The sequence below is a fragment of the Bacillota bacterium genome (genome assembly GCA_013314855.1).
GTDB lineage: Bacteria > Bacillota > Clostridia > Acetivibrionales > DUMC01 > Ch48.
In genome coordinates this window covers 1-12,528 of record JABUEW010000118.1, presented here as the reverse complement: position 1 = coordinate 12,528, position 12,528 = coordinate 1, and the positions used below count along the sequence as shown (strand labels likewise).

At 35.4% G+C, this 12,528-nt stretch carries 12 protein-coding genes; 1 reads left to right on the top strand and 11 read right to left on the bottom strand.

The window, feature by feature from the left end; translation table 11 throughout:
- Positions 1-252: 252 nt before the first annotated feature.
- Entirely contained in the window at positions 253-1,203 is a 951-nt protein-coding gene (locus tag HPY74_16495) for an LCP family protein (GenBank protein NSW92243.1), read from the top strand.
- Here HPY74_16495 and mnmA read toward each other — a convergent pair.
- From mnmA to HPY74_16440, 11 genes are all read right to left on the bottom strand, one after another.
- On the bottom strand, positions 1,175-2,278 hold the full coding sequence (gene mnmA / locus HPY74_16490) for a tRNA 2-thiouridine(34) synthase MnmA (protein ID NSW92242.1): 1,104 nt from the start codon (positions 2,276-2,278) through the stop codon (positions 1,175-1,177). The genes HPY74_16495 and mnmA overlap by 29 nt on opposite strands.
- 90 nt (positions 2,279-2,368) lie before the next feature.
- Positions 2,369-2,818: a Fe-S cluster assembly scaffold protein NifU gene (nifU, locus tag HPY74_16485; protein NSW92241.1), complete on the bottom strand. Its 450-nt coding sequence runs from the start codon at positions 2,816-2,818 to the stop codon at positions 2,369-2,371.
- Positions 2,811-4,019 (bottom strand): cysteine desulfurase NifS, encoded by a 1,209-nt coding sequence (gene nifS, locus HPY74_16480; GenBank protein NSW92240.1) that lies wholly within the window; start codon positions 4,017-4,019, stop codon positions 2,811-2,813. Before nifS ends, nifU begins: the two co-directional genes overlap by 8 nt.
- 212 nt (positions 4,020-4,231) lie before the next feature.
- Complete coding sequence (locus HPY74_16475; GenBank protein NSW92239.1) at positions 4,232-4,390, bottom strand: hypothetical protein; 159 nt, start codon at positions 4,388-4,390, stop codon at positions 4,232-4,234.
- A 20-nt stretch (positions 4,391-4,410) separates the two neighbouring features.
- Positions 4,411-5,700 (bottom strand): replication-associated recombination protein A, encoded by a 1,290-nt coding sequence (locus tag HPY74_16470; protein NSW92238.1) that lies wholly within the window; start codon positions 5,698-5,700, stop codon positions 4,411-4,413.
- Positions 5,701-5,722: 22 nt separating this feature from the next.
- The gene (locus tag HPY74_16465) at positions 5,723-6,961 is read right to left on the bottom strand and encodes a serine hydroxymethyltransferase (protein ID NSW92237.1); all 1,239 of its coding nucleotides are present in this window, start codon (positions 6,959-6,961) and stop codon (positions 5,723-5,725) included.
- A gap of 70 nt (positions 6,962-7,031) precedes the next feature.
- A complete protein-coding gene (locus HPY74_16460) occupies positions 7,032-8,024 on the bottom strand; it encodes an AIR synthase (GenBank protein ID NSW92236.1) in 993 nt (330 codons plus the stop codon).
- 83 nt (positions 8,025-8,107) lie between these two features.
- On the bottom strand, positions 8,108-9,283 hold the full coding sequence (gene thiI / locus HPY74_16455; GenBank protein NSW92235.1) for a tRNA 4-thiouridine(8) synthase ThiI: 1,176 nt from the start codon (positions 9,281-9,283) through the stop codon (positions 8,108-8,110).
- A 78-nt stretch (positions 9,284-9,361) separates the two neighbouring features.
- Entirely contained in the window at positions 9,362-10,522 is a 1,161-nt protein-coding gene (locus HPY74_16450) for a cysteine desulfurase (GenBank protein NSW92234.1), read from the bottom strand.
- A 266-nt stretch (positions 10,523-10,788) separates the two neighbouring features.
- Positions 10,789-11,448: a PilZ domain-containing protein gene (locus tag HPY74_16445; GenBank protein NSW92233.1), complete on the bottom strand. Its 660-nt coding sequence runs from the start codon at positions 11,446-11,448 to the stop codon at positions 10,789-10,791.
- A 149-nt stretch (positions 11,449-11,597) separates the two neighbouring features.
- Positions 11,598-12,443, bottom strand: coding sequence for a sugar phosphate isomerase/epimerase (locus HPY74_16440; protein ID NSW92232.1), 846 nt, complete (start codon positions 12,441-12,443; stop codon positions 11,598-11,600).
- Between the last annotated feature and the right edge of the window lie 85 nt (positions 12,444-12,528).

Genomic DNA, 12,528 nt, shown 5'->3' with positions numbered 1-12,528 from the left:
GGTTATAGTGTTATCCGATGACTTAAACGTATGGTTAAATTTATGTAATATTATTATATAATTGGATAAAATTACTAACGCAGCCACTATTAATGGATAAGAATAAAATTTTCATGCTTCAGCTCTGAAATAATGTATATGTTATTTACTATAGGCCTGCTCTCATTTATAATATATATAATATTATTATTAACATATATAGCACATATATAAGAATATAAGAAATAAAATGTTTATAGGAGTAAGATGTTTATGAATCTGAGAAAATTTTATTTTGCTTTAACATCTATATTATTAATATTTTTATTTTCCACAGGTGTGATAATACTTAATTATTTAAAGACATATTCGGCTGAAGAGGCTATGTCAGACAATAGCAATCCTAATGGGTTCCTGGAAGAGGCAATGAGGCACTTTGTAATGGCAAAAGATCCAATTAATGTTATCGTGCTTGTGGGAGATAAATCTGAAGCCAATACTGATACAATGATGGTAGTCAATTATGACCCTTCAACAAGTCGGACGAATATACTATCCATACCTAGAGATACAAAAGTTACTCTTGAAAACAATAAAATTGTGAAAATTAATTCAATATATGCCAATAGAGGTGGAGACAATTTACTTATGAAACTTCTAAGCGATATGCTTGGTATTGATATACAATATTACGTGTATTTTAACCTTGAAACTTTCCGCAATGTGATTGACCTTTTAGGCGGGGTTTGGATTGATATACCTGTTGACTTGGATTATGATGACCCTCTCCAAGACCTTCATATACACCTTAAAAAGGGCAGGCAGCTTTTAGACGGTAATAAAGCAGAACAATATTTAAGGTTTAGACATCCTAATGGATACTATTCTAAAGAGTTAATGCAATATTACGATGGTTCAGATTTAAAAAGAATTGAGGCACAACAGAACTTTATTAAAGAACTTATAAAGCAAAAAGCAAAAATTACGTACATCTCAAAACTCAATAGTATAATTGATGCTATATTTGAAAACCTGAAGACTAATATTTCATTAAGTGAAGTGCTAAAATTAGTGAGCAGTTTTAATATTAAAGACTTTAGTATAGATAAAGTAAATACCTATACTCTGCCCGGTTATTCAATGGATTCTTCTCCCTGGTATTACATTTATGATAAGGAAAATACAGAGAAATTAATTAAAAATAATTTTTGTCTGAAGAAATAATCACTCCTCCCCCTACCACCACTTCCTCATCATAAAATACTACCGACTGGCCGGGGGTAATTGCCCTTTGGGGAGAGTCAAATTCTACCTTTACTTTATCTCTCTCCAGGGGATATATTGTAGCAGGAGCTTCTTTTGCAGTGTATCTTATTTTTGCATTCACCCGAATTTCTCTATCAATGCCGGGAATAGAAATAAAGTTTAAGTCATCTGCTATAAGAGTTCTGGACAAAACATCATTTATGTCTCCCAGAACAACACGGTTGTTTTTAGTATCTATTTCAACTACATACATTGGCTTTCCAAGGGCAATTCCAAGACCTCTTCTTTGTCCTACCGTATAATGGATTATTCCCTTATGTTTTCCTAGTATATTTCCTTCTGTATCAACAAAATAACCCGGCAATATCTTTGAGTCCGTATAATCACATATAAACTTCCCGTAATCGTTATCATTGATGAAACATATTTCCTGGCTGTCAGGTTTTTTTGCTACGGGTAATTTATACTTTTCAGCTATCTTCCTTACCTCATCCTTGGTATATTCTCCTATTGGTAATAAAATCCTGCTCAACTGCTCCTGGGTAAGCTTATATAAGACATAAGATTGGTCTTTTTCCGGATTTACAGCCTTTTTTAATAAATATCTATCAATATCTTCATCATACTCGACCCTGGCATAATGGCCGGTAGCAATGTAGTCAATACCCATAGACAACGCTTTGTTTAGCAATACCTCAAACTTGATATGTCTATTACATACTATACATGGATTTGGTGTCCGACCTTCTAAGTACTCATTTACAAAATAGTCAATAACCTTTTCTTTAAATACGTTCTTAAAATTCATTACATAATAAGGAATAGATAGCTTATCTGCCACCTTTCTTGCATCCTCTACGGCAGATAAAGAACAACAGCCGGTGTCACCTTTCATGTCGTCCTTTTCTCTATCTGGCCAAATTTGCATCGTAACACCAATTACATCATAACCTTTTTCCAAAAGTATGGCGGCTGCAACTGAACTGTCTACACCGCCACTCATACCAATTATAACTTTTTTCTTTTCTGACATTATACCTCCATTATACCTCCATGCCACCACTTCAACCTTATTTTACTTGACCTTGCTTAATTCTTAGCTTAATTCTTAATTCAATCATGGTCATTCATCATGGTCATTCATTTCAGCCTGAACATCATCACATCTCCTGCTGCAGGCTTGCTTCATAGTTGTATCATTCAATATGCCCTTTTTTATCTTATAATCTTCTATAGCTGCCCTAATTGCTTCTTCAGCCAGGTTGGAACAATGCATTTTTTGAGGAGGCAACCCATTTAATGCCTCTGCTACAACTTTGTTAGTAATTTTTAAAGCCTCATCCACTGTTTTGCCGATAACTAATTCGGTAGCCATACTGCTTGTGGCAACAGCCGCACCACACCCAAAGGTTTTGAACTTTGCGTCAACAATAATATCATTTTCTATTTTAAGGTACATTTTCATAATATCTCCACATTTAGCATTACCAACTTGACCTACTCCATCTGCATCCTTAATTTCTCCCACATTCCTCGGATTCATAAAATGGTCTATAACTTTTTCACTATACATTCTTATTCCCTCTTTCAATTCTTTCTTTAGAAACAACTGCTTCATATAAAGGCGACATTTCTCTAAGTTTACTTACTATACCCGGCAGGACCTCCATAAGGAAATCTATATCCTCGTGAGTATTTTCCTCTCCAAAAGTTAACCTTAATGAACCATGAGCAATCTCGTGAGGCAGACCTATTGCCATTAAAACATGAGAGGGATCAAGTGACCCGGATGTACATGCCGAGCCACTTGATGCAGCAATGCCTTTCATGTCAAGCATTAGCAAAAGCGATTCTCCCTCAATAAACTCAAATGAAAAGTTTACGTTTCCAGGCAGCCTTTTTTGCCTGTGACCATTAAGACGGACATATGGAATTTTGTTTAATACTTCATTAATAGTCCTTTCCCTTAATTCCAACAGTTTTTTATTGTAACTCTCGATATTTAAGTCTGCTATTTCTATTGCTTTTCCTAGTCCTACTATTCCGGGAACGTTTTCTGTACTTGCCCTTCTACCTCTTTCCTGGGCTCCTCCATGAATAAATGATGTTATTTTCGTCCCTCTTCGTATATAAAGAGCCCCTACTCCTTTAGGTCCATAAAATTTATGGGCAGAAATAGATAAAAGGTCAACGTTAATATCGTCGACATTAATCTTTATATTTCCGACAGCTTGTACCGCATCAGTATGAAAAAAGACACCTTTTTCTTTTGTAATCTTCCCTATTTCGGCAATTGGCTGGATTGTTCCTATTTCATTGTTTGCAAACATTACTGAAACTAAGATTGTATCAGGTCTAATAGCCTCTCTTACCTGCTCTGCGTCCAGCAAACCATCTTTGTCGACAGGAAGGTATGTTACCTCAAAGCCTTCCTTTTCCAAGTATTTGCAAGTATGAAGCACCGCGTGGTGTTCTATATTACTTGTTATTATATGTTTACCCTTATCCCTGTTGGCATATGCTACTCCTTTAATTGCCCAGTTATCGGCTTCAGTCCCTGAACCGGTAAAAAATATCTCTTTAGGTTGGGCTCCCAACACCAACGCAACTTTATCCCTCGCTTCTTCGATAGCTTTTTTACTTTCTCTTCCTATTGCATAGACCGAGGATGCGTTACCATATTTATCTTTAAAATAAGGCATCATCGTTTCTAATACTTCAGGCTTTACCCAAGTAGTAGCCGCATGGTCAAAATATATATTCGTTTCAGTCATATTGTACATCTCCTTGTGTAATTTAAATTTATATGGTGTAATTTATATGTAGGAAGTCTTAAAACGCAATGCGACGCTTATCACGCTTTTCATATTTAATTTTATATTAATTTTACCCATATTATATTATATACTAACATAATTTATAAAATCCGGATAAATAGAGTAAAATCTTCATTTTTTAAACTTTAAATTTAAATTTTTAAAAAACATTAAATCTTGTCTCTACTGTTCATGCTTATAATAAAATAAAAAGCAATAATAAGGTAAACAGCAATGCTTATACTTCTTTGATAACCTATTACAAATATATTCAACAAAAGAAGAATAAAGCCTGCTAGCATTATCCAGGCAAAGATCCGTTTCTTCATTAACACAACAACCTCTCATACTATTTTTTTCTGCGTTTATCAAGCCATTCCCTTATTCTTGCTTCAAAACCATTGGACGACGGCTCATAATATACTGTCCCTTTCATTTCATCAGGTAAATATTGCTGGTCCACAATATTCCCCGGGTAATCATGAGCATATTTATAACCTTCCCCATAACCTAACTCTTTCATTCCTTGTGTTACAGGATTTCTAAGATGCATGGGTACTTCACCGGTCCTTTTATTCTCAACATCATTCATTGCTTTGGAAATTGCAACATATGCTGAGTTAGATTTAGGGCTTGTCGCTACCATTATTGCTGCATGGGACAGGATAATTTTTGCTTCAGGCATACCTATCATTCTTACAGCTTCTGCAGCAGCTACAGCTATCTGGAGTGCCGTAGGGTTTGCCATTCCTACATCCTCTGAAGCTGCAATAATAATCCTTCTTGCAAGAAATTCAGGGTCTTCACCGCCGTATAAAGCTCTTGCAAGATAAAAAACTGCTGCATCAGGGTCACTTCCCCTCATAGATTTAATAAACGCGCTAATATTATCATAATGACTGTCGCCGGACTTATCAAATGCAATAGGTCTTTTAGGCACGCATTCTTTAACCGTATCAAGGTCAATATGTATTTTCCCATCCTTCCCTATATCTGAAGTTATAACAGCCAATTCAAGGGCATTTAACGCAATCCTTGCGTCTCCATTGGAAACATCGGCAAGAAACTCTATTGTATCTTCTTCAACTTGCATATCATAATTGCCTAATCCTCTTTCTTTATCCTCCAATGCATTTAATATAATTTTCCTTATATGGTCCTTTTCCAATGGTTTTAGCATAAATACGGAAGACCGGGATATGAGGGCCTTATTAACTTCAAAAAAGGGATTTTCTGTTGTTGCACCTATAAGTATTATGGTGCCATTTTCCACATAAGGCAAAAGGGCATCTTGCTGTGCCTTATTAAAGCGGTGTATTTCATCGATAAATAACACAGTTTTACCCTTAGGGTTTAGGAACTGATTTTGAGTATCAGCAACTATCTTTTTTATATCTGCTACTCCGGCAGTTACTGCGTTTAGTTTTTCAAAATTTGTTTTTGTTGTAGAAGCAATAACTTTAGCAAGCGAAGTCTTTCCGGTACCAGGTGGGCCATAGAGGATAATGGACCTTATCCTGTCGGCCTTAATCATCCTATAAAGGAGTTTACCTTTCCCAATTATGTCTTCTTGCCCTACAAATTCTTCAATTGTACGGGGACACATTCTGTAAGCCAACGGTTCCCTTTTATCAAACATACCCAGTACATCACCTGTTTCATCATACATACAAGGGGAATCTATCACATATATTCTTTACGCATTTAATAACCTTGTCTTTTGAGTTATTGAAATCAGTTAGTGTTAGATGTATTAAGTTAGCAATCTCTACCATATCCTCTTCCCTCATACCGCGGGTAGTAACAGCAGGAGTGCCGATTCTTATCCCACTAGTTACAAAAGGACTTTGTGTATCGAAAGGAATTCCATTTTTATTGACGGTAATACCTACTTCATCCAGCATTAGTTGGGCGACATTACCTGTGATACCTTTATTTGTTAAATCTACTAATATTAAATGGTTATCCGTGCCGTCTGATATCAATTTAAATCCTTTTTCCATAAGGCTTTCCGCAAGGACTTTCGCATTTTTTACTACTTGTTTCTGGTATTCTTTAAATTCATCCGAAAGAGCTTCCCTAAAGCTTACAGCCTTTGCCGCTATTACATGCATTAATGGTCCGCCTTGCGTGCCCGGAAATACAGCACTATCAATCTTTTTTGATATTTCACCTTTACATAGGATCAGGCCGCCCCTTGGTCCACGTAATGTCTTATGGGTTGTTGACGTAACAATGTGTGCATAAGGTACAGGGCTTTGGTGGACACCTGCTGCTATAAGACCTGCAATATGTGCCATATCTACCATAAGATAAGCACCCGTTTCATCAGCTATTTCTCTAAAATATTTAAAATCAATTTCTCTGGGATATGCACTTGCACCGGCTATTATGAGTTTCGGGTTTTTTTCCTTTGCTATACGGCGTACTTCTTCATAATCTATGCGGTAATTATCTCTTCTCACGCCGTATGAAACTGCTTTATAATACTTCCCGGAAATATTTTTTGACATTCCATGGCTTAAGTGTCCCCCATGGGCAAGGTCCATACCAAGAATGGTATCCCCAGGGTCCAATACTGCAAAAAACGCTGCCATATTTGCCTGTGCTCCCGAGTGAGGCTGGACATTTGCATGTTCTGCTCCAAAGAGCTCTTTTGCTCTTTCTATGGCCAGATTTTCCACTATATCAACATACTCGCATCCGCCATAATAACGTCTTCCGGGATAGCCTTCAGCATATTTATTGGTTAAGTGACTGCCAAGGGCTTCTAATACAGCTGGACTGACGAAATTTTCAGAAGCTATTAATTCTATTTTGTTTCTTTGCCTGTTAATTTCTTTTTCTATTGCCGATGCAATTTCAGGGTCAACTTTACTGATTTCTTTTAGATTTATCATTATTTTTGGTACCTCCTAACTAAACACATCAGATTAAAGATTAAATTTAAATATATATTTATATATTTACTCACATATGAGCACCAACAACCTTAAATAGTTCATCAGGTCCAGGCTGGTCTATTACTGTCATCTTATTATCCTCGTACAAAATCCTTTCTCGCCCTTCTGTTACCTCGCCTATTATTGTTGCTTTAATTCCATTGGTCTCCAACTCTTTAACCAGTCTCTTGCCATCATTACATGTAATAATCATACAGCCACTTGAGATTAGCCGTAGAGGATCTAGGGAATAAAGTCTGCATATTTCTTCTGTTTCATAGGCAATAGGTATTTTATCCTTGTAAATAACCAATCCTTTTTCTGATGCTTCTGCAACCTCCCAAATAGCTCCAAGTACCCCTCCTTCAGTTACGTCATGCATGGCATTTACCCCAAACTTTCCCGCTATAATTCCTTCGTTTACAACACTGATACTGTTTATAAAAGCCTTTGCCCTATCTACAAATTCCCTGCCAAGCTTTTCTACAAGTTCTTCCTCTTTATCATGAGCTATTATTGCTGTACCTTCCATTCCGGCAGTTTTTGTTAAGATAATACTATCCCCTGCCTTAGCGCCTGATGATATTACCAGTTTATCTTTCAGCACTTTGCCTATGGCGGTTGTAACTATAACAAATCGTGTTACAGATGCTGTTATTTCTGTATGTCCCCCTATAATATCCACATTTAGTAAATCGGCTGTTTTGGAAAGCTGGGACATTATAGTCTCCAAATCCCTTTCAGAAGCACCGGGAGGTGCCAATATTGTCACCAAAAGGCCGAGAGGCTCCACCCCACATGCAGCTACATCGTTGCAGGATACATGGACGGCAAGCCTTCCTATTTCATTTACAGCCCCTGTAATAGGATCGCTTGAAAGGACGCAAACATAATCTCCAAAATCTACTGCACAACAATCTTCTCCAATTCTTGGCCTTAATATTACTTCCTTACGTTTATGTTTTATTTTACCTAGTACAATTTCTTTCAAAATGCTGTTCGGTACTTTCCCGATTTCCATATTTAACAGTCCTCCAACCTATAACTATTTTCCTCTAATTCTTTAATTATGTCAATATTTTAAAATACTGTTGTACTTCCATTTTAAATTCTGATTTTAATGGTTTCTATACCCTCCAGGGCTTCTTTTATTAATTTGTCTATGTCCAATTTTGATTCCGACAATAATATTTTTTCAAGTCTTGGTTTTGTTTCAGGGTGTTTTGCTACAAATACCGTACAGCAATCTTCATACGGCAGTATGGAAGTATTATATGTCTTAATTTTTCGTGCAATATCTATAACTTCGTTCTTATCCATGCCAATTAGCGGTCTGAAAACAGGCATACTTACTGCTGCATTTGTGACTGCTAGGCTTTGTATTGTCTGACTTGCAACCTGACCCATGCTCTCTCCTGTGATCAATGCCAGTGATCCTGTTGATTCTGCCAGCTTTTCAGATATCATCATCATTATTCTCCGCATAATTATTGTCATCTGGTCATGGGGACATTTTTCCGCAATTTCCAATTGTACATGGGTAAAAGGCACAATATGTAGATTTATATCATAACAGTATAAAGATAATATTTTTGCCAATTCAATAACTTTTTCCTTGGAACGTTCACTGGTATAAGGATAACTGTAGAAGTGTACTGCATCAATCTCAACTCCCCTTTTTGTCATCATCCAGCCTGCAACTGGGCTGTCAATTCCTCCTGAAAGCAGTAACATAGCCTTTCCGTTAGTTCCAACCGGCAATCCTCCATACCCGGTGATAAGTTCTGTATATACATATGTAAATTCCCTTACTTCAACACTAACAATAAAAGACGGGTTATTCACATCCACTCTCAATAATGGAAGCTCAGATAGAAGATAGCCCCCAAGTTCTCTATTAATTTCCGGTGAATCCATATGAAACTTTTTATTTCCCCTTTTTGTCTCAACTTTAAATGTTGTCCCTATACCTTTAGCCAACGCTTCTTTTGTTATATATAAAGCACATTTTTTTATTTCTTCAAAATCATTATTTACACACAAAGCCGGACTTATAGACACAATACCAAACACCCTGGACAATTTTTCCATTGCCTTTTCTACGTCAAATTTTTCATCTTCAGGTTCAACATATATTCTTCCCTGGGATTTTTCTATTTTTGCTTTTCCCAATGTATATAATGCTCTTTTTATATTACTAATAAGTTTATTTTCAAAAGAAGACCTGTTCAAACCCTTTAACATAATTTCTCCATATCTTACTAATATTACCTTTTTCATATAGCTGTTCTCCTTTTTTTAATCTTCTTTTATTTTTAAATCCTTTATTTAAATCCTTTATATCGTTTTCCTTTTATATCATTTTCTAAAACTCTTTAGTCTAATTTTCGGTATTATCTCACTTAGGGCTTCAATAGCATCAATAATGTCTTTGTTATCATTTTCTGCAGAAAAACTAAAACGTATTGCCCCTTCTATATTACAAGGTTTTATACCCATAGCTTGCAGTACATGGCTATATCTGCTCTTATGAGAAGAACACGCAGAACCTGTAGATACAAATATTCCTTTTTCTTCAAGATGGTGAAGAAGTACTTCTGCTTTCAGGTTATCAAAAGATACATTAACAATATATGGTGAAGAATTATCAGGAGATATAATACTGAATCCTTCAATATTTTCCTTTAACATTTCGATAAACGTTCTCCTTAACCCTTTTACTTTTTCCAAGTTTTCATCAAGTTTGGCATGTATCATTTCAGCAGCAAGTCCAAATCCACAAATACCCGGAACATTTTCAGTACCGGAACGCATTAGAAATTCCTGCCCTCCACCCAGAATTATTGGTTGCATTCTTACGTGTTCCCCTACATAAAGCGCACCTACACCTTTTGGACCATGAATTTTATGTGAACTAATGCTCATTAAATCAATTCCTAATTTTTCAGGCCCTATTCTAAATTTTCCGTATGCTTGTACAGCATCAACATGGAGGATTGTATCTTTATTACCTCTATTTCTTAACCTGGCAATTTCTTCAATAGGTTGTATGGACCCAGTTTCGTTATTTACATACATTATACTTATTAATGAAGTATTGTCTCTAATCTTGTCCCTCAGCATATCCAATAGAATAATTCCTTCTTCGTCCACATCAATGTAGTCTACCGAATAACCTTCTTCTTCAAGATAATTAAAAACTTCCAATACTGAGGGGTGTTCAATTTTTGTTGTGATAAGATGCTTCCCCTTTCTCGGATTTGCCTTTAAATAACCCATTATAGCCAGGTTATTTGATTCAGTCCCTCCTGAAGTAAAGTAAACTTCCCTACTCCTTACATTAAGAGAACTTGCGATAGTTTCTCTAGCTTTTTTTAAAAGCTTTTCTGCTTCAAGCCCTTTTGTATGAAGGGATGAAGGATTACCATATATATTTTTATTTATAAAGCTCATATACTCTATTACTTCATCAAATGGCCTTGTAGTGGCACTATTATCCAAATAAACTTCTCTATACATTCCACTCACTCTTTCTATGTTAAAATATTTAATATCTTCGTATGCAGCCAATAGTTATTCTACCATATATTTCAGCTTTTAACCATAACTATCTTTTTTTGCTTATATTCTTATTGTTGATGTTGTATGTTAATGGTGGAATATGAAAAAGCATTTTATGAAAAATCAAGCAATAGAGAACTCAACAATGAAAGCTTACCGGATAACAAATAAAAAAAGGCTAAAATAATTAGCCTTAAAAAACGGGTTCGTCATTTTGATAAAAGTTATTCTTCAAGCAGGTCGCTTACACAACGGTGCATAAGCTTTGAATTGGATTCGGTAATTTCCCTCACTTCAATACCATACTCAAATAGATTTCCTATTTTATTTTTCCTTACTATTTCTCCCTTAAATGAAAGCTTATTCTTTTTGTCCACATTTGCAAAAACATTTACTTTATTTCCTATTTGCAGTTCATCCTTGCAGTCTACTTTTATTGCTCTTAAACCAATTACTTTAATAATAACAGATGATTTACTCTCATCAGATGCTCCTACAAGGCTAATTGTTCCTGGAAAGCTTACATATCTTTTATTCTGTTTCCTTAAGTCTTTAGTCTTATCAACATTATGTATATTGACTGTAAGCTCGAGTGGGTCATCCTTTTCTATGGATGCTACCTGTCCGGAAATTACATAATAATCTTTATCACTGAAGTAAGTCATTACAACATTTTCATCAGGAGAAAGATTTAACTCCGGATTCTTTTCTATTGCTTCCAATTTAACAGTAGAATCGGTAACATCCAGAATGCGCATTTTGACAGAGTTAAAAGAGCTGAAATGCTTGAATTCAATAGTGTCATCCTTGAGTAAAACTTTTGATGGTTTTTTCTTGAATAACTTTGAGAGTCCGCCTTTTTCGTCAAGGTTGTATTTTTCCATAACAAACATCACCCCCCTATTAAACTCTTTCCTTATTCATTTTTCTTAAAGCTATATTATTGGATAAGATTATGGAAGTAAATTACCATATTCATTATAATATACTTTAAAAGCTATTTCAATAGTTAAATCAACAAATATACAAAAAACTAACGTGTTCTCCCAAGAATTTTGTCCATTGCCAATGAAGTATTATATATTATTTGTTCAGGATAATTTTTATAAGGAGGAATCATTTCTGCAGTAACGAAGCTGTTGTATCCTACCTTTTTAAGCTCTTCAACAACTGCCGGATAATTAACATCGCCTGACAACAAGTCTACAAATCCTGCCAGACTTCCTACATCCCTTCTGTAGTCCTTAAAATGCACTTTTTTTATCCTTTTGCCGAGTATTTTTATCCAGTGCTCGGGATAACCTGAATAAATTACATTACCTACATCAAAATAAACGCCCACATAGTTAGAGTCTATTTTATCAATAAAGTCACGCATTTCAAGAGGTGATAAGAGAAACTTATTCCAGACATTCTCTATTCCTATGTAAACTTTTTTTGATTCGGCATAGGGAGCAAGTTCCTTAATTGCTTCCAGTGCCCGATTATAAACTACATCATATTCTATAACTTCACAACCAGGTATGAAATCAACACCTACAGCTCCAGGTACAACTAATATAGTGTCGACACCCAATAATACAGCTGTATCTAACTGTTTTTTAACAATATTTTTTGCCTTTTCCCTTATCTCCTTATTATTACTTGTTAAGGAATAAGACCAATATAGGCCTGTTGCAAGGCTACTTAGTTCAATTCCTATTTCTTCTGCTGCCTTCTTATACCCCAATATTTCTTCTTCGCTGCTTTCCAATCCCATTTCACCAGTTTCATTCAATGCAAGTTCAATACCTTCAAAACCAGCGTCTTTCGCCATTTTCATACAATCAACAATTTTCATACCTTCCGCAAATGACCAAATACTAATACTCTTCTTCAATTTACTTACCTCCCCTATTATAATATTTCTTAATAATTATGATACCAATTTTAATGAAACTTATCAAGCATATTCATCTAATGGC